We start from the raw sequence: 17,302 nt of genomic DNA, 5'->3' as shown, positions 1-17,302 counted from the left end.
TCTTTATCCTTTCTGCCCTGTTTCCACAGGGCAATGCAGTTTATCAGTTATCCAGTTTCCCATAATAAGCGGAGCGGAAGCCGAGGTACGCGCTCGAGCTGGAACGTGAATAGTACAGGCTCACGCAGAACACACCAGCATTCGAAGCGTGGCTCCAGCTGCCACCACAGATCGGCAAATATTCTCCGTCTGTACAATCCATATAGCAATATGTGTCCGGTTCCCCTACGAATAATGCCAATTCTTTGAGTTGCTCACTATCGCAGTTAATCTGTACATCACTCCATCGTGTTCCGGTATAGTCCTGTTCAATCTCCGGATCCGTTGTAACGCAGATGTTATCATCATCAACTGAGATTCTGACGATTTTTCCCTCATTATCTCTGATTGCCTCCCAGCAATCCCCTTCCGGTGTCAGGTCAATATCCATAGCTGCATCGTTGTTCTTTGCTACTTCCAGAACACCATTTTTGATTCGTAATCCTCTTACCATTTCCCATACGTTACCGCAAAGATCATGCACTCCGGTTATTTTATGGTTATGCGTCCATGTTGCCGGTCCTGATCCTGTCTTTGTTTTTCCACTGTCATCAATCGGTTCGCCTTTTTCTTCCGAATCTGCATGGTACTTTCCGTAATTCGTATTTCCATGTGGCAAGGTTCCACCTTTTAGGCTAAGATTTGCAAGCAGTCCCCATTCAGCCCTTGTCATCATGTGCCAGCCCTCGCCTTTGGAGAAGCAAGCCTTTGATGCTTCATCATTTGTAATGTTGGTCCAAGGCTTCTGATGTGGAAGGCTGTATGGTTTACCGTTGATCTCACAATTCGGATAAACTGAAATATAAATCGAATCGTACTCTTTTCCTCCAACAATAAATGCCGGATGGACTTTATCACTTCCACCGAACAGCTCTTTATTTGTCACTTTACGGAAACGGTGCATAAATGATGGGATTCCTGCGTTATCGTAAATTGCTACGACTTCATGTTCCACGCCATTCTCCACCTGATCTGTTGGTGTTATCTTCTCTTCTGTACCGCTTTTTTCCGGTTTAATAACCGCAGCAAATACGGACATAGATTCCGCTTCCTTCTTTTTTCTTGCGGCAAATAACTTTGCTCGCACCATTTCTTCTGAAACAAATTCCTTAGAACCTTTCGCTTTTACTGTAAATTCCCTTGCTTTAAAAACTGCTTTTGCCATTTTCGTTTCCTCCTATGCTTTTTTAATTTCTGGATTGTTGACTACTTCCATCTCGCAGCGTGTAATATAAAATTTTGTAAGTGGCATTGGATAGCAGAAAGGCTCTGCTCTGCTGATTGCATCTGTTGGCATGACTTCGTAGTGCCATCCAATGACTTCATCTATTGCCTTCCCTGTTCTGATACTCATTACTTTAAACTTACCGAACACAGCTTTTACAAGTTCAATAGGATTTCCATGACACATCAAAATATCATTTTCCCAGATTCTTTCGCCATTCTTATCAGTAAGACCAGTGTACTGACAAAGTGTTTCCGGTACGATTTCTGCCTGATACAACACGTTTGGCAGTCCCCAATCCGTCATTCTGCTGAATACAATATAATGATGTGTTGGAACTGGATTTCTTTCATAGTCTCCTTTGAAGCAATATGTGGTTTCTGACATTTTGTAGTAATATCCTTCTACCCATTCACCGTTATCAAGTCTCTTTGCCTTGAAAAGATTTTCTCTCATTTAGTCAAATCCTCCTGTATTTTAAACATTGAATAAATCAAATATTGATAATTGTCCTTCTGGTAAAGGCTTCTCTATTTTTACATCCGGTGCAGTATCTCTCAGTTCTTCTTTTGCGGATTGCATCATTCCTAAAAAATCCCAGTGCACGAATCTTCGCATTGCAACAAGATCATTTTCTGAAATACTCTGACTATATCCAGAGATGTATTTGATTATGGTTGCTTCTTTCTGGCTCTTTTCGCTTTTTTCGAATAATCCTATATAATCTGGATTTTCCTTTATACTTCGCATAAGCTCAGATGCTTTTCGCCTGATCTCATCACTTTTCACCATATAATTTGGTGGTACCTTTTCTGGAAGCGGTAAATAGTATTCTTCCGGGTAATCCCCTTCCTGCAATTCTTCCTCACATAGCCTACGCCCATATATGATGTGATTCCTTACCAGGTTCAGGTTTACTCCATCAGTCCAAAACGGATCGCTGCCGCCATTTTCCCAGAGCCTTTTCCACTGTTCATGCGATTCCCGGATAACCTCAGCAAGCTGTTCCTTTCTGCTCCTCTGTTTTCTTGCCATTTCCTATGCTCCCAAACTTCGCTTCGATTGCCTCTTTGATCTTTCCTCTCAGTGCCGGTCCAACTCCTTTGACCTCTCCGATCACTTCCATAAGCTGTTCATCTGTAATTGTTCTGACCGGTTTTTCTGTTACTGATTTTTTGCCATCATTGAAACCGTTTGTATAAACACGTGTGCAAAACGCATCAAACTGCTGATGATCATATTTCTTTACGGTCTTGTACACTTCTCTGGTAGTTGTGTACCCTCCTCCTATGCGTCTTTTTGCCATTATCTTTTCACCTCCACATATGTAACACTATTTGCTTTACAATTAAATTCTGAGCAAAGTGAACTCCACAATTTTGCAAGATCATTCATATCTTCAGCATCCAGTTCTGTCTCATCAGATTCTCCATTTTTATTTGTAAATCCAATTCTATATGTGTTTAAATATCCGTATCCCTTTTTAACAATCCCTTTTCCGGCCTCTCGAATTGTCATTTCAACGCCTCCAGTTCCTTTTTCACTCTTTCCAGTGAATATCTGGCATTATCTGTAAGCTGTCTCTGCCAGCAATTATTTTTTCGGCTCCATCTAAATCCATTCTTTTTCAGAATATCTCGCACTTCTACTTCCGGTTTACCATCAAAGAACAGCTGTAAACGCATGATTTCCGCATTTTCTACGGTACGGAAATACTCATTTTCACTCTCGGTATTTCCTTCTGTTTTAGCCGCTCTGAGTTTCTTAATGCGGCCTTCTACCCGGTGAATCTCTGCATTATTGTTTGAAAGCTGGTATGTGACAAAAGGCTTGTCCTCATAATGCCAATCTTTCTGCATTTCTGTTTTCAGGCTGTCAATCTGTTCCTGTGTCAATACAGGGCAACCGTCCAGAGTTTTATTCTTTCTGTAATAGGTATTTGCAGCTTTCATCTTCTCCTGCAATTCCTTTAATCCGTTCAGTTTCTTTTCCAAACGTTCTACTGCATCCACATCGCCAGATTTGATAATGCCCTTCCCGTTTCCAATGCTTCGGATCCGGTTTAGCATCTTCTGGATTTCCTGGAACTCTTGATAGTTTCTATCGGATGCAGCATTCTGTTTTTCTTTCTTCCTTACTGGAAAGTTTGCCGGTCCGCAGATCATAACGGATGGACACATACATCCGATGCGACTTCGATCATTCAGATTGGCAGCCATCTTTTTTGAATATCTCTCTGCAATGCCATATACCCTGTCGGCTTCCTCTGGTCTGCTTTCAGCAACCTTGTCCGCCAGATCATACGCCCCGCCAACATATCCTTTGTATTCCTCTGTCAGGCTGCCTTCCTTGTAATCCCAGAACGACATCATCTCATGAGCAGACCTTGCAGACTGCTCATTGATTTCGTAGTAGATTCGTTCTTTCATTCTTCCTTTTCCTCCTCTTCGTCTGATAATTCATCCAGGAATCCGTACAGCTCAATGATTTCGTCCTCATTCAGCTTAAATTCGATTCTTTCTGCAAAATCACAGAATCTTTCACATAACGGTTTCTGAGATTCTCTGATCTTTCTGTTTTCTTCCTCCACATCTTCAAAATATGTAGAAGCAAGGATAACTTTTTTCTTTGCCTCGGAAACAATGACTGGCTTGTAGCCTCTCTTTTTCAAGGCTTCCATATCTTTCTGGTCTGTAACCGGTGCGGCCTTCGCACCATATTCATTGATAAAATCTTCTGCGATCTCATTTTTCAGGTCTTCCGGTACGCACTCACACATGATGAACTGGCCACTGTATGAATCAATAGATTTTTTCAATAGTTCTGCATTCTGAGCATTTTCAACCATTTTGGAAGCATACCAGCGAACATCGAATGAATCTACCATGCTTCTGTCTCTTTCCAGTCTCACGTAACATGGTTTGAAATCTACTCCAATGTCAAGTCTGGATTCCTCACAGATATATAATCCTCCGACAAATATCTTTCCTTTATGTTCCGGGCCTTCCAGAATATCTCCATACATTGTTTCGATTTTCTGGTAATCTCCCTGTAAATGAAGGTTGGACTTCTTAACTGCCTCATATTCTTCTGGTGTAATTCCGGAAATTTCAATCATAAGGCTATGCTCTGGTACCTTCTCCCATACTGCCGCAGTTTCTACAAAAAATGTAGGTACTAAAGCTCCATCATATTTTCTGGATTTTACCAGTCTCGGTCTCCACACTTCACGCCTGCAGTAATTGTTGAATACAACTGTTTTACCTAATCTCAGAAGAACAACTGTTGCAATCTTGTACCCCTCTCCATGATTCCCAATCATCGTATCATCATCATTTTTTGTGGTCGTGCCAAACAGAAGTGTTTTAATATCCAGTTCGCTATGCTTGTTTCCGATTATCAGTTTTTCTTCTGCCTTGTCATATTCAAATAACATTTTGTTGCTGCTGTCTCTGGTTTCCTCATCAATGGAGTTCTGGAAGAACTCTCTTACTGCTTCTGTTACGCCCCATCCCGGAACATAATCTGCACTGATACTCAATTCATATTTTCGCATTTTCTTCGCTCCTGTTTTCTGTATTCATCCATCGTTGGACGCTTCCCGTCCAGATCATCCCATGTATAAGGTCTTTTAGTTTCCTGCTCATAATTTGCTTTGTAGCAGTCTCGACATACACACCGACCACTGAGCCATCTCATTTCGCCACAGTATTCAGGTTTCTTGCATTCTTTGCAGATCACAATTTCATCATTCAATGTCATGCCCCCTTGTTTTCTTCCTGCCCCTGTGTTAATATCAAACCGAGGCGGCGGCAGGTGAAAACCGCCCCGGTTCGTTGGATTTTGGCTCCGGTTCTATTTCTCAGGTAGGCTCCGGAGCCTTATTCTTTTGTTTCTGGTGTTTCCTCTTTCTCTGTTCCATTCGGAACATTTGTGTCAGTGATAAAATTGATAAGTTCTATTGCCTTGCTATCACTCAGCCCCTGTGCTTTTACCCACATCATTGCTCTGGCTGCTTCCTTTGCTGTCATTGGCATGTTGCTGTATTCCTCCACTTTCTCACCTGCCTTTCAGAACTCTGAGTTCTTATTCCTCAAAACTCATTATATTGAGTTCTTGACTATAATTTAACACGTAGTTAGTAGTTGTCAATACCCTCTTTTACATTTTGCTCAATTTTATGAGTTTTCAATTTCAGAGAATACCCCATTGTTGCAAACAATGCCTGAATGCATTCATAGCTGACCTGTTCTTCATCTGTACTTGCAAAAAAATCTGCAATTTCTTTTTCTCCCGGATCCGCTGTACCTTTCTTTTTCTCAACCACCAGATCATAGTCTAAAGCTGCAAGAATCTTTCGTACCGTCTCGAAATTTGGTCTGGTATTCTTATTCAGTTTCGTCCAAAGATTCTGCCGGGTTGTCCCTACTTTTTCTGCCAATAAATCGTATGTCATTCCTCTGTTTGACATTTCTTCTTTGATAAATTCTACAATGCTCTGCATTTCTTCCTCCTATGCTACTCGGTATCTGTATTCAATACACTCCCAGTTACCGTTCCATTCTGCCGAATCAGCCACGATTCCTTTCTGTTCCTCCACTATCTCAAGCAGATCGCCTTCGTACAGTTCTTCCATCGGATAGCCCCGTTCTTTTTCAATCTCCTCGATTTCACCATCTAGGAATAAATTACCGTTTTCGTATACAGGCTCGTCCCCATCCCATGCACTGCATTTTCTGAATGTCTTTGGGTTCTCCCATTCCTCCCGGCGGTGTTCCCAGTATTCATCTTCGCCAAGTATTCCACACATAATGTCTCGCCTCCTTCAGATCATTTAGGTATATAATCATATCTGGTATGCCAATGATACTGATACAACCCTGTCACCGGATTGATGCCTTCATACCGTTCTCGCCATTCCTTCAGCATTTCCTTGTATGTGAACATCTTTCCAGTTTCTTTATTCCGGTATGCCTTATCTGCATTATTCATCCTGCACCGCCTCATCAGGCAAATATACTACTTGGATATGTGCACCCATATAGCAGTCTGGCTCTCCGTCAAATTCGTTGCCTGCGGATGAGTTCAACGTATCCCCTCTTCTTTCGCATACCTCTCTTGGGGTACAGCAGTTTACATTCTTCCAGAGTTTTCCGTTCTCATCCTCATATACATATCTACCCCAATCGTCTACGCCCTTGTATCTCAAATGAAGTGTCTTGATTTTTACTGCGACCAACTCATAAGCCATAACCTCAAAATAGTCCAGCGGCTTATCATATTCAATATAGCCCCATGCTTCCTGTCCGATCTCCTGTACAAATTCTTTCTGATCGAAATTATGGATTTCCAGTACCTTCACGTATCTGTTATTAGGGTAGCTTCCCGGCATAACCGGACGCTGCGTGCTGTAATAACGATATTTCATTTCTTTGATTCCTCCTCTTATTTTTTCTGCCCCAGATTTCTGAGGCAGATTGCTTTATCAATCAAGCAGGCATTCCTGCGAGATGCTGTATTTTTCTTTCAGCTTTTCAAAAGCTCTGTTTGTTACCCGGTATTCATTCCAACCAACTCTATGATCTTTTGAGCAGAAGTCCTTTTCCTGATATTTCTTTATGAACTCAATGCCTCTGCCTTTAAGTTCCAGTGGAGTATCAATGAACCAGTGTTTTCCGTAATATCCTCTGGATGCCTCCATCTGGCAATCTGGTTTCTGGCCTCCCATTTCTGGCGTATAGCGGTATACTCCAGGAGCCTCGGCAACTTCTTTTTCTATCGGAACCGGTCTTGCCATCTCCAATCGTTTTTCTCGTCCCTGCTCTGTCAGCTTTTGTGCTTCGCCATTCAGCAGTTTTCCTGTTTTTTCCAACTGCCCTATGTTCTCAATATAAAAATTAAGGACCTCTTTTGTAGTTGCAACAGCAATCAGTCTGGAAAGATTATCATAACTATTGCTGACTTCCGGCGTTTTTACTGGAAACTGAATGATCTGTGCCATGTCCTTTGTCCTCTCTTTCTCATTTCTGGTTGTTAATGTATTTTCTGCATCCTGCATAGGAACCGGTATAAACTACCTTACCTTGATATGCTACTGTGCAGGTATCACTCCATCTGCTAATCTCGTACACTTTTCCATTTGCCAATTCGTATCGTTCCATATACTCACCTATTTGCTCATTCTGTATAAAATCTCATTTCTACAAATTTCCAAATCCTCTGCGTACTCCATATTAAAAGTATATTTATCACTATTTCTTAAAGAAGAATCATACTGTTTCATAAGTTCTTCATTACTTGCTTTTTTTAACCATTCAATCTTCTGTTCTCTTGTCATATCTATCACCTTTACCCTTACTTGTTATATTGAGTTTTATTTACTTATAACTCGTTATTATGAGTTTAATATAACACGTAGGTTAGTAGTGTCAATACCCTGTTTTACAAAAAATGAGAAAAAATTAAGGACAGCTCATTTTATTGAGCCATCCTTTTTGCTTTATTCTGTGCCCTCCTGCATATTCTTCAATAATTCCCATGCCATCTTGAACCCTGCATAGAATCCTGTTTCCTCCGCTGCTGCTCCGTACTGACTTACCCATAACATAATATCGTCTATACCGTCACGCCCGATTTGCAGCTTATTTAGAGTGCCGATAACTTTTTTATATGTAACTGCCATTCTTTCTGGATCCGGTTCATCACTCTCAATCCGATTTTCGTAATATCCTTGGAATATCTGCTGTAATGCTGTCACCTCTGTTTGACCTCCTCATAAATCAAATTTGTATTTTTGAACTTTTTCCTTTCCGATCAGCTTTATGTCTCCAAAATATGTATATGCTTTACATTTGAAAAAGTCTTCTGAATGATCATTCGATTCTTTTGTACAATCTTCTGGCAAATCAACTTCGATTGTATACGCTTCTTTTTCTCCTCTAATCGCAATAAATTTACAGGCATCTATTGGATTGGTACAGAGGAATACAACTCCGCCGCATGAATGCTTTATAACTCTATCTTTTATAATCTTAGCAATACATTCTTTGGTTGTAGCGTGGTAATATTTCATGCCTGTGCCTCCAATCCCTGACCGAATGCAAGAGCAATCATTTTCTGCAGTCTTGCATTTTCTTCTCTCAGCTTTTCGTTCTCTTTCTCCAACGCCTCTGCTTTTGACTTCATTACCTCCAGATTAATTCCATCAATGTACCTTGCATCGGTACACCATTTTGTGACAGTAGCTTTTGCTACTCCATATCGCTGTGTAATTTCATCGAAAGTCATTCCCTGAATCTTATGCATATTTACAATGAACTTCTTGAAACTTGCACTATACCGTCTGGTTGTATCATGGTTAGGACCGGTAGGTTCCTCTGGAATTTCTTCCATCTTGTTTTTCTTCACTTCGATTTTAGGCTGTACTTTTTCTGGCTTCTGCGGCATTTCTACCTTGCCTGTAATCTCTTCTTTTTCCAACCGGATTCCCATTTTTGCAAGATCATCAATCTCATCCATAAGAGCGAATAATCTTTTTCTGTACTCTTTGCTCATCGTTCATGCCCCTCCTTGAATCATATAATTTCCAGAAGCCACAAGATAAACATGATTCCCGGAACCCCTACGGAAATTGCTCCAAGAAATGCACTAGAAAGAATTGCTTCGATTTCCTCTTTCCTCCTCGCCTCTATTTTGTGGTTTCTTCTTTCTCTTTCATTGCAGTATCTTAATATTCTTTCTGATTCCTGAATGGTTTTTTCGCTTCCGTATTCTTCTGCGATTGACCATTCTCCAAAATCTGCAATCGTTACATAACCGTCCATTATTCTATGCCCCTTTTTCATTCTTTCTCAGCTCTGGCATTTCCCTGTACCGCCCAGGGCGTAGATAAATATCTACGAAGTGCTTTCTTTCGTGCCATAAAAAATAGGCGATTGGGTATGTGATTTTATATGGCTGTCTCATACTTTGCAGCCTGTGCAGTGCTGCTCCGGTGCTTCCACTCCCGTATCTGATTTCGCTTTAAAATCAGCAAACTTGTTATCTGTCATTGAGCATTTTCAGGCGTTCTCTACTCAGTCTTGCTTACCGCCCCTGATTTTCACCTTAAAAACCAGTAAAACTTGTTGCCCAATACCAACCGCTTTGACCTGCCATCATCAGCACCAGGCGGTCATTCCTGGTGGACGGTCATTTCTGACCGTTTCGACTTATTCTTTTTCCAAGTAACCGTATAAGCAACAGGATCCGGAATCCCATGTATCGTAATAATATCCATCTACAACTGCTACGCAGTGATTTGCAACATTCAGAAAAAATGTTCCGTTTTTATGTTCTTTCGCAAAGCGATCAACAGTTGGTCTTTTTGCCCCTTTTTTATTACTTATTCCATGATATGTAAAACCATTTTCTTTCAAATAACTCTCATAGCACTGTTTTCCATTTGGCATACATTGATGTCTTTTAGCATATGGAATCAGATCATCAAATACCTGCATCCAGGATTTATCCATGACTTTTGTTAAGGCACGAATGACGCAATCACCGTAATTATCCTTTAAATCCTTATCATTGGGTTGATAGTACTTATAATTTCTGCTTGCCATTATTCCCATCCTCTCGTTATATTGAGTTTTTATGCGTTTTAGCTCGTTTTATTGAGTTTAATATAACACGTAGTAGGTAGTTGTCAATACCCTATTTTACAAAATTTGAGTTTTTTCTTAGACCAGCTCATAACTCATTTTATTGTGGTTGTTGCATTTCATTAACAGTGGTATCATTAAAATAAAAAGGAGATTTTTTTATGAAAAAGAACAAAAATTTCACCCCCCCCCCCGAAAAAAATCTGACAATTTCTTAATCATTTCTGTATCTTCATGGGGGGGTTGCTATGGCTCATTTATCTCCCTATGAAATCAACAACTACATTTCAGAATTACTCGATACATTGGAAGTGTCTTTTTCTGTTGATACAGAAAAGGCCATTCTCAGTAAATTGAATCGTATCGATTCCTATCCAGATATGTCCAAATATCAATTATCTCTAACAAAGAAAAGGCTTGCGGATTGTTATAAGAAAAATAGAATTACCGGAAATGCTCTCGAATTATATCAAGCAGCTTTATCCGATAATAAAAACCTTCCTGTGAAAAGAATTGTAAAAACACTGCTTGCTATTCCTCAAAATGAATTGATCTACTCCACCGATACTAACTACATATCCGAAGAAGATATGATTCAGCACAAACCAAAAGATTTTGATAAAGAATATGATCCGGACTATGAACAGCAACTGCATAACACTATGGGAAAATTAGGCAAGGATTATCAGCATGAATATGACCGGCTACGCAATATTCATAATTTTTATTCATCTCTTCCGGAGGATGCACCTGCTCCAACAAGTCCAGCTGTAAAAAGAGCATCGTCTATGCATGCTTCTACTACAGGAATGACAGAAGAAGAACTTGCAGCTATGAGGCAAAAGTATATGGATGATGTTAACAAAGAATACGAGGGAAGATGGGATGAATTCACAGCAAAATCAATGGCAAAATCTAAAGCAGCTCAAAATAAGCATGAAGCAGCTTTGAAACCAGCCAGAAATATTATTATCAATCATGTTGCCAATCTTCCTACTGATACGTTTGCAATGGAATTTACCGAACAGGAACTTTTATTCGTAAAATACTTACATCATAAGCCGGTTTCTCTTGATTATATTCCAGGATATTTTACATTTGAGTATCATATTGATTATTGTAAAGTGATTATATCAGCATTTGATAGTGGACTTTTATGCTACGCTCCTGTCTCTTTTACATTGTCTAAATTATCAGTACCAAATTTGAAAGATCTACTCAATAAAAATGGAATAAAAGGATCTGGCAAAAAAGCGGACCTTATTAATACTGTTCTCTTTTCCGTCAATACAAACTGTTTTGAAAAAAAATATTACGAACTCACTCCAAAAGGAATTGAGTTTACTGGATACGAAGATATTTACCATCATAAGGAGGAAAAATAATATGGCAAAGGCAAAAAATAGAGTTATCGCAGGTGATTACGAAAATCAACCTGTGTCGTCATTTCTCGGCACTGTATTAATCGAAAAAGGATGGGGAAAAGAAAAAACGTCCATTAGCAAAAACACTGTAGAAAATTATGAGCTGATTACAGATGAGCATAGAAAGAGTGCCAAAAGTGGCATTGCTCGTGGACTTGTTGGAGGTGCCCTTTTAGGCCCTGTTGGTATGCTTGCTGGTGGTGTTTCAGCTAAAAGCAAGGGAATTTATGTGGTTGCTATTTCATTTAAAGATGGGAAAAGAAGCTTAATTGAAGTTGATGATAAGATTTACAAAGCCATTGTAACAAGTTGCTTTTAAATTCATTTTTGTAAATATTCCACGAATTTTTTATTATTCTTTTGTTTACACATCTCACGAAAATGAGTTGTTTTTCCAACATTTGTTGGCTTTAATTTGTCAGCCGCTTTTAAGCCTTTGGCTGACTGAGGTTTAGGTTTAGAATAAGATTAAGAGAAAAGATAAAAATATATGCTCATTTGCACCAGATTTTTTCTCCAACAATGGCAGGGACAAATTGGCTTACAAATGGCTTGACGAGATTTAAACTTAGTATTTGAGTATATAAATATAGTTAAATACATATGCTCTGTTTACACCAGGATTATACCGGGGCAAATAAAAAAGCCCCGACACCATTCAGGCATCGGGGAAGTGTAGTAAACTCAATATTTTGAAGTTGACTTTTTACTGGCTATAGCATATGATAATAGTAGCTAATGAATGTGATAGCATTTTCCATGGAACCAAATTCCATCGGAGAAAACGAAAAAGCCAAGGGCCGCAATCCCTTGGCTTTTTCTATTCCGTTTATGTAAGGTGGCTTATTCCTTTAGGCTGGTTGTCGCTATTCGTCTCCTTCCAACCATTTACAGATAAAGTAGCTAACAATACCTGCCAGTACAGAGACAATGAATGTGATAATAAGTTCCATGGTTCCACCTCCTTCCTGTCGGAGGTTCGCGACTTATTTATGTTACCATGTTCTACAAAATTCTACAATCAGATTTTTATCTGAGCAGAATGCTTTTCCAAGTTGCCGGTCCTGCACATCCATCTACACTCAGGCCTTTTTTAGTCTGATATGCTTTGATTGCATACACTGTATTGGTACCGCATTCTCCATCAATAGTCAGGTTCTTTCCATCCTTCCCCTTGAATCCATTGCTTTTCAGTAATCTCTGTAATAACTTAACGTCATTTCCTTTGCTTCCGTTCTGAACGTTTCCTACGCTAAACATATATCCGCTGCCTCCTGTCGTTGTTGTGGTAGTATTTGTTGCGTTTCCTTTTCCTGCATTAGAGCCATTATCAACAGTTACGTTTACATGGTGTCCTGTATTCAGGTTGATGTCTCCTCTCTTTGCAAGGCTCGAATCCTTCAGGTACTGCCCCTGCAGAACTGTAAAATATTTCTTTCCCTTTGCAGAATTGAAATAATCCATCATGTTACCGGTATATGTAGCATTACATTCCTGCAACTCTTTGATGCCTTTCAAGTGTCCTACAGCTTGAATAAGTACGATTGTTCCTTCGCTGCAATCACATTCACAAGGTTTTGTGATTTTGGAAGGGCGATACCCTACCGCTTTCATCTGCTGTCGAAACGTATAACGATCAGCAGAATTTCCTGCGGTTCCCTGGTCGTAACCGATCATATCATTCAGTGCTGCTTCGATGGCAAGATCAGCAAACAGATTCCCAAGACTTTCATCCTTCCATCGAAGAATATAATTCCATCCACCAGTTGGATATGCATACCAAGAGCGAAGATACCATTCTGTTCCGGTCTGGTCCCCTGCTTTTCCTCCTGCATATCTCCCGTTTTCGTCATGTCCGCAATTCGACATTCTTACTGTCACTGTAGTTCCTCCCTTCTGTTCAGTGCCTCCATCAGCATATTTTGTAATAAACTCATACACTTTTTTCTGTCTGCCAGTGTAATCCCCAACCTGATTCGGTGCCGGGTCGGCTGGATCCGTATTCAATGCTGCATAAATCCCTTTTGCTGTGTATGGTTTTGCTGTTTTTGCCAGGATTCGTTTTAATGCGGATGCACCGCCCTGATGGTAGATGTTAATGCACTCCATCATAGCTGTATCTGGCATGGTTCCATACGTCTTGCCAAGGCTGGCTGCGTATTCTTTGATCTGCGTTTCCATCAATTCGTCCTGGCATTTAATACCAGCCGCCGATGAAATAATCGCAATAATACATTTCCCCTTGGTTGATGTGGCAGATACTCCATATCTGTCCCAGCTTTTTTTCAGATCAGCGGCAATACCGGCAGTATCAAGTTTGGAAAAATCTGTCGGATATTTCTTCTGGATATTCTGCAAAAGTAATCTTGCTTCGTCTGCATACCACTGACCGGCTCCAATCGTGATTGCCTTTTCATTCGGTGTATTTGCTCCTACTCCTGCAAATGCAGAATAACTTTGGCGGCCATATACCTGACCCCCACTTTCCACTGCATACAGAATTTTTCTTAATACGGTAATGTTTTCCTGTTTCATCTCCGATCACCTCCAGTCTCGTCCAGCTCGTCCATAAATCCGCAGACATCTTCAAACCATCTTCCGGTTTCTCTTGCCAGTGCAGCCAGAAGGCAAATGCCTCCAACCGCTGCAATGCCTGCAACAGTAATCACAATACTTTGAACTGAGAAATTGCCTGAATCACTTTATCGTATCCGACCATTGCACACAGCCATGACAGCAACACTAAAGCAATTAAAATCACTGCCATTTTTTCATTCATAAGTGTTTCAGTCAGAATCATATATCCGGTATCTACTGCAACGGACAGAATGACCGCAACAACTCCAGCAAGCAGATTTGACCGGTACGGTTTTTTTGCCTCATCCAGTAGCTTCTTGATTCCTTCTGTCACAAGTCCGGTCAGTACAGATACGATCATCAGTAACAGTAAAAATGTTTCAAAATTCATCATTATTCTTCATCCTCCATTCCTTCATTATCGCCTGTATCTCCCTGATATTCTCCACCAGGATCAGACGGCTCATTATAGTCTTGTTTCCTTCTGTGCTTTTCTTTACTGGTTTTTATCCATCCACAGATGCCGCATTCACCGAGCAATGCTGCAATCAAAGCACACCACGCTGATTCCGGTGCGGAACCACACTGGGAGAATACTGCAAGCATTTTCCAGTTTATATACATCATGTAAACGAATACACATATAAGCACAATGTTCAATGTACCAAGCTTTTTAATCAGCTCCTGTACTTTTCTTTTTTTCTGCCTCTTACGGCGAGAATTTCTTCTACTCAACTTCTTTACTTCCTTCCTACCTCTTAACACGCTGTACAATCATTCTGACAGGCTCAGGCACAGCTTTGAAATACTTTGGCAAACATTTCCTCACATAAGAACAAAACTCCGTTAAAACAGCAAATAAACGAGCTCTGTTTTGTTATCAACTCATTTATGTGAGCTTGTGGATAAAAATGTGGAAAACTTTAAAAGCCTATCTGTTTTGACAGGAAACCGATTGCAATCCCTATGATGGTTGTCAGGACATATCCTGTAACCTTCCTCCACATTTCTCCGTCCCGGTTTTCCAGTGCTTCCAATCTGTCACCCTGGCGGCCTTGTTCTTTCACCATACTTTCAACTGACATTGCAAGTTTCTGTACGGAGGTTGTCAGCTCTGAAATTTGCTTTGTCGTGCCTTCCAGGATTTCAATCCTGCGGTTTTGCCGATTATTCTCAGAATCCAACCTTCTGCAAAACTCTTCGTGTTCGGCACGAGTGATATACTCATCCATCGTTCTCACCTCCTCCCCCTCCTGACGTTTCTTCCTGCCATTCCACATCGTCTGCATCTGCATACGGGCGACACATAGCCTCTATGATATCCAGATCATTGTGTATCTGGTCGAGACTTTTATTCGATTTTCCATCAATGTAGAACAGGAGGTCATAAACCGCAGACCATAGCTTCGCTATAATTTTCAACTTCATAGGCTATTTCTCCTATAACCTTGTTTCTATCAAGGACCACCGAATCAATCAGTTCTTTCCGGAACTCTTTGCAATCGCAGTGATCCAGCATACCCAAATAGGATTTCAATGTGGCAGTCACCACTTCCATCTCAATCAGTCCAGCATTGTATTCCTCTACTTTCCTTCTGAGGTGGCGTTTCATCTCCAATGTGGTACTTTTCCTGATAGTTACATAATGCGGCCATATCCGATAGCCTACAAACTCTATGCCCTGTGATATTGGACGTATGCAAGTCTTTTGGTTCAGAGATAACCGTAATGTTGTTTCTATAAATTCCTGGATTTCAGCTTTCCATATGTGAAGCTGTTCTTTGTTGTCTGACAGGATGATAATATCATCCATATATCTGACATAAAAATGGATGCACAGTGTTCTTTTACAGAACTGATCCAGTACATCCAAGTAAATATTCGCAAATACCTGCGATAACAAATTTCCTACCGGTATACCCACATCATAAAGCCTTTCCTCCAAAGGCACCTCTCCTGGACTTTTGCCGGGTGGTAATCCAAATGGCGTATGCTGGCAATCTATAATGTTATACAGAATTTGCAAAAGCTGTTGATCTTTAATTTTCCTTTCCAGAATCTCCTTCAATACTTCGTGAGATATCCGGTAAAAGTATTTGCTGATATCCAGTTTAAGGTAGTACCATGTGCCAGGCTTATGTTCTACAGACTTTATCCAGTACCGTAATCTTTGCATGGCAGCAAGTGAACCTCTTCCAGGAATACAGCCATAAGAATCTTTGATATATCCTTTTACCAACAGGGGATTTATGACACGATATATCGCCCATTGCACAATGCGGTGGTAAAACGTGATCGACATGATCATTCTCTTTTTAGGTTCATAAACATAAAAGATATAATGCTTATCAATCGTGTATTCACCAGAGCGTACATCCTGTTGTATCTGTTCAATGACATTCCAAATATCATGCTGGACGCGAAGAACATCTTTGTTGTATCTTCTGCCCTTTGATGCATCCTGGATTGCCTCATACAGATTTTCGTCAGAGAATATCAAGTCAAAAACATGCTTGATTTTCATTGATTCTCCCTCTGCATTTCATCATTTTGTTGTGTTTGACGGTTTTCTCATAGGTACTGGCAGCCTCCACAACCGATGCCATGTCTGCAAAGTGCCATCAACACAGCACCATTTTTCTCCTACTTTTCAGCCGGAGTGGAAACAGGTTCCTTTATCCCCTCGCACTGTCGGTAGTCCTTAGAGTTCCCGATTCTGGCATATGAGGGTAAAGCGGAGCGGAAGCCGATGTTCGTGTTCGAGTTGGAACGTGAATTGTTCAGGTTCACGTTGAACACACCAGCATTCGAAGTGTTGTTCCAGCTGCCACCACAGATCGGCAAACGCTATAACCCATTCCCTACGAAAATACTTAATGTCTTTTGTATCGGCTGTTTCCATATCTGGAAGATTTCTGTTGTTGAGTAGCCGTATTGTCAGCAACAGAGTTTATTTCATTCACTTTATTAATGAATCCGCCTATCATTCTGCCTATTTCTTCTGAACGTCTGTTCCATTCTTTGTAACTGGACAACCCTTTTAGAATATTCAGGTCATATGCTACTTTGATAAATTCTTGCAGAGTTTTATTCTCTCTGTCAAAATCTCCCAGAGTAGTTTTTTTATAATATTTCTCCCTGATATCTACTGATAATCGAAGTAATTTCTTCATGCAATCCATCAGATCATTTCCAATGGCATATTTATCGGCAACACTCCATTTCTTTATGAACGGATATGCATAGCCTATCATATCTTCGACCTTCTGAAGAATCTGGAAGGAATCATCTTTTGTAACAGTTCCAGTGTTCTGGCTTTCCTCCATACTTTCGCAGCCTCCATTTTTCTATTGCCCTACTATCGTAGGGCAGAACAGTACACAGTTCTCAGT

The 17,302-nt window shown here is 40.4% G+C and carries 30 protein-coding genes and 1 other RNA gene; 2 read left to right on the top strand and 29 right to left on the bottom strand.

The annotated features are described in order from the left end of the window. Positions 1–43 precede the first annotated feature (43 nt). The 21 genes from KQI91_RS11710 to KQI91_RS11610 form a co-directional block, all read right to left on the bottom strand. Positions 44–1,204 (bottom strand): SUMF1/EgtB/PvdO family nonheme iron enzyme, encoded by a 1,161-nt coding sequence (locus tag KQI91_RS11710; protein WP_216392958.1) that lies wholly within the window; start codon positions 1,202–1,204, stop codon positions 44–46. Between the two features lie 12 nt (positions 1,205–1,216). Continuing rightward, positions 1,217–1,720: a YopX family protein gene (locus KQI91_RS11705; RefSeq protein WP_216392957.1), complete on the bottom strand. Its 504-nt coding sequence runs from the start codon at positions 1,718–1,720 to the stop codon at positions 1,217–1,219. A gap of 21 nt (positions 1,721–1,741) precedes the next feature. Continuing rightward, positions 1,742–2,299, bottom strand: a complete 558-nt coding sequence (locus KQI91_RS11700; protein WP_216392956.1) for a hypothetical protein — start codon at positions 2,297–2,299, stop codon at positions 1,742–1,744. Further along, entirely contained in the window at positions 2,259–2,570 is a 312-nt protein-coding gene (locus KQI91_RS11695; RefSeq protein WP_216392955.1) for a glutathione peroxidase, read from the bottom strand. Before KQI91_RS11695 ends, KQI91_RS11700 begins: the two co-directional genes overlap by 41 nt. Continuing rightward, positions 2,570–2,782 carry a hypothetical protein gene (locus KQI91_RS11690; protein ID WP_216392954.1) on the bottom strand — a complete coding sequence of 71 codons (213 nt, stop codon included), beginning with the start codon at positions 2,780–2,782 and terminating at the stop codon, positions 2,570–2,572. The genes KQI91_RS11695 and KQI91_RS11690 overlap by 1 nt, the downstream gene beginning before the upstream one ends. Next, positions 2,779–3,693: a hypothetical protein gene (locus tag KQI91_RS11685; RefSeq protein WP_216392953.1), complete on the bottom strand. Its 915-nt coding sequence runs from the start codon at positions 3,691–3,693 to the stop codon at positions 2,779–2,781. Before KQI91_RS11685 ends, KQI91_RS11690 begins: the two co-directional genes overlap by 4 nt. Continuing rightward, complete coding sequence (locus tag KQI91_RS11680) at positions 3,690–4,820, bottom strand: hypothetical protein (protein ID WP_216392952.1); 1,131 nt, start codon at positions 4,818–4,820, stop codon at positions 3,690–3,692. The genes KQI91_RS11685 and KQI91_RS11680 overlap by 4 nt, the downstream gene beginning before the upstream one ends. Beyond that, on the bottom strand, positions 4,802–5,020 hold the full coding sequence (locus tag KQI91_RS11675; RefSeq protein ID WP_330654558.1) for a hypothetical protein: 219 nt from the start codon (positions 5,018–5,020) through the stop codon (positions 4,802–4,804). Before KQI91_RS11675 ends, KQI91_RS11680 begins: the two co-directional genes overlap by 19 nt. 125 nt (positions 5,021–5,145) lie before the next feature. Beyond that, positions 5,146–5,301, bottom strand: coding sequence for a hypothetical protein (locus tag KQI91_RS11670; protein ID WP_216392950.1), 156 nt, complete (start codon positions 5,299–5,301; stop codon positions 5,146–5,148). 101 nt (positions 5,302–5,402) lie between these two features. Next, positions 5,403–5,768 carry a helix-turn-helix domain-containing protein gene (locus tag KQI91_RS11665; protein WP_216392949.1) on the bottom strand — a complete coding sequence of 122 codons (366 nt, stop codon included), beginning with the start codon at positions 5,766–5,768 and terminating at the stop codon, positions 5,403–5,405. A gap of 9 nt (positions 5,769–5,777) precedes the next feature. Then, entirely contained in the window at positions 5,778–6,074 is a 297-nt protein-coding gene (locus KQI91_RS11660) for a hypothetical protein (protein ID WP_216392948.1), read from the bottom strand. A 20-nt stretch (positions 6,075–6,094) separates the two neighbouring features. Further along, the gene (locus KQI91_RS11655; RefSeq protein WP_216392947.1) at positions 6,095–6,256 is read right to left on the bottom strand and encodes a hypothetical protein; all 162 of its coding nucleotides are present in this window, start codon (positions 6,254–6,256) and stop codon (positions 6,095–6,097) included. Continuing rightward, the gene (locus tag KQI91_RS11650; RefSeq protein WP_216392946.1) at positions 6,249–6,692 is read right to left on the bottom strand and encodes a hypothetical protein; all 444 of its coding nucleotides are present in this window, start codon (positions 6,690–6,692) and stop codon (positions 6,249–6,251) included. The genes KQI91_RS11655 and KQI91_RS11650 overlap by 8 nt, the downstream gene beginning before the upstream one ends. 57 nt (positions 6,693–6,749) lie before the next feature. Continuing rightward, the gene (locus KQI91_RS11645) at positions 6,750–7,265 is read right to left on the bottom strand and encodes a hypothetical protein (protein ID WP_216392945.1); all 516 of its coding nucleotides are present in this window, start codon (positions 7,263–7,265) and stop codon (positions 6,750–6,752) included. Between the two features lie 168 nt (positions 7,266–7,433). Continuing rightward, positions 7,434–7,601 (bottom strand): hypothetical protein, encoded by a 168-nt coding sequence (locus tag KQI91_RS11640; RefSeq protein WP_216392944.1) that lies wholly within the window; start codon positions 7,599–7,601, stop codon positions 7,434–7,436. A 162-nt stretch (positions 7,602–7,763) separates the two neighbouring features. Next, entirely contained in the window at positions 7,764–8,021 is a 258-nt protein-coding gene (locus KQI91_RS11635; RefSeq protein ID WP_216392943.1) for a hypothetical protein, read from the bottom strand. A gap of 15 nt (positions 8,022–8,036) precedes the next feature. Beyond that, complete coding sequence (locus tag KQI91_RS11630; RefSeq protein WP_216392942.1) at positions 8,037–8,336, bottom strand: hypothetical protein; 300 nt, start codon at positions 8,334–8,336, stop codon at positions 8,037–8,039. Next, positions 8,333–8,818 (bottom strand): transposase, encoded by a 486-nt coding sequence (locus KQI91_RS11625; protein WP_216392941.1) that lies wholly within the window; start codon positions 8,816–8,818, stop codon positions 8,333–8,335. Before KQI91_RS11625 ends, KQI91_RS11630 begins: the two co-directional genes overlap by 4 nt. A 20-nt stretch (positions 8,819–8,838) precedes the next feature. Beyond that, entirely contained in the window at positions 8,839–9,087 is a 249-nt protein-coding gene (locus KQI91_RS11620; protein WP_216392940.1) for a hypothetical protein, read from the bottom strand. A 321-nt stretch (positions 9,088–9,408) separates the two neighbouring features. Next, an RNA gene (locus tag KQI91_RS11615) (hammerhead ribozyme type II) lies at positions 9,409–9,475 on the bottom strand. Next, the gene (locus KQI91_RS11610) at positions 9,475–9,870 is read right to left on the bottom strand and encodes a hypothetical protein (protein WP_216392939.1); all 396 of its coding nucleotides are present in this window, start codon (positions 9,868–9,870) and stop codon (positions 9,475–9,477) included. Before KQI91_RS11610 ends, KQI91_RS11615 begins: the two co-directional genes overlap by 1 nt. Positions 9,871–10,157: 287 nt before the next feature. Between KQI91_RS11610 and KQI91_RS11605 the strand changes: the two genes are divergently transcribed. Together KQI91_RS11605 and KQI91_RS11600 are read left to right on the top strand one after the other, a co-directional pair. Beyond that, entirely contained in the window at positions 10,158–11,294 is a 1,137-nt protein-coding gene (locus KQI91_RS11605; RefSeq protein ID WP_216392938.1) for an SAP domain-containing protein, read from the top strand. A 1-nt stretch (position 11,295) separates the two neighbouring features. Beyond that, a complete protein-coding gene (locus KQI91_RS11600) occupies positions 11,296–11,652 on the top strand; it encodes a hypothetical protein (RefSeq protein WP_216392937.1) in 357 nt (118 codons plus the stop codon). Between the two features lie 710 nt (positions 11,653–12,362). Here the strand turns inward: KQI91_RS11600 and KQI91_RS11595 are convergent. The 8 genes from KQI91_RS11595 to KQI91_RS11560 all read right to left on the bottom strand — a co-directional run bounded on the left by KQI91_RS11595 (position 12,363) and on the right by KQI91_RS11560 (position 17,236). Beyond that, the gene (locus KQI91_RS11595) at positions 12,363–13,868 is read right to left on the bottom strand and encodes a peptidoglycan-binding domain-containing protein (RefSeq protein ID WP_216392936.1); all 1,506 of its coding nucleotides are present in this window, start codon (positions 13,866–13,868) and stop codon (positions 12,363–12,365) included. Continuing rightward, complete coding sequence (locus KQI91_RS11590; RefSeq protein WP_216392935.1) at positions 13,865–14,002, bottom strand: hypothetical protein; 138 nt, start codon at positions 14,000–14,002, stop codon at positions 13,865–13,867. The genes KQI91_RS11595 and KQI91_RS11590 overlap by 4 nt, the downstream gene beginning before the upstream one ends. Continuing rightward, entirely contained in the window at positions 13,999–14,304 is a 306-nt protein-coding gene (locus KQI91_RS11585; protein WP_216392934.1) for an aminopeptidase, read from the bottom strand. Before KQI91_RS11585 ends, KQI91_RS11590 begins: the two co-directional genes overlap by 4 nt. Further along, positions 14,304–14,645 (bottom strand): hypothetical protein, encoded by a 342-nt coding sequence (locus KQI91_RS11580; RefSeq protein ID WP_216392933.1) that lies wholly within the window; start codon positions 14,643–14,645, stop codon positions 14,304–14,306. Before KQI91_RS11580 ends, KQI91_RS11585 begins: the two co-directional genes overlap by 1 nt. Before the next feature lie 188 nt (positions 14,646–14,833). After that, positions 14,834–15,142: a hypothetical protein gene (locus KQI91_RS11575; RefSeq protein WP_216392932.1), complete on the bottom strand. Its 309-nt coding sequence runs from the start codon at positions 15,140–15,142 to the stop codon at positions 14,834–14,836. Next, positions 15,135–15,338 carry a hypothetical protein gene (locus KQI91_RS11570; protein WP_216392931.1) on the bottom strand — a complete coding sequence of 68 codons (204 nt, stop codon included), beginning with the start codon at positions 15,336–15,338 and terminating at the stop codon, positions 15,135–15,137. The genes KQI91_RS11575 and KQI91_RS11570 overlap by 8 nt, the downstream gene beginning before the upstream one ends. Continuing rightward, entirely contained in the window at positions 15,295–16,434 is a 1,140-nt protein-coding gene (locus tag KQI91_RS11565; protein ID WP_216392930.1) for an RNA-directed DNA polymerase, read from the bottom strand. The genes KQI91_RS11570 and KQI91_RS11565 overlap by 44 nt, the downstream gene beginning before the upstream one ends. Before the next feature lie 349 nt (positions 16,435–16,783). After that, the gene (locus tag KQI91_RS11560; protein WP_216392929.1) at positions 16,784–17,236 is read right to left on the bottom strand and encodes a four helix bundle protein; all 453 of its coding nucleotides are present in this window, start codon (positions 17,234–17,236) and stop codon (positions 16,784–16,786) included. Positions 17,237–17,302 lie beyond the last annotated feature (66 nt).

This window comes from Blautia sp. MSJ-19 (genome assembly GCF_018918125.1).
Taxonomy (GTDB): Bacteria; Bacillota; Clostridia; order Lachnospirales; family Lachnospiraceae; genus Blautia_A.
The sequence above is the reverse complement of the archived record's forward strand: the minus strand, read 5'-3'. Positions and strand labels throughout refer to the sequence as shown.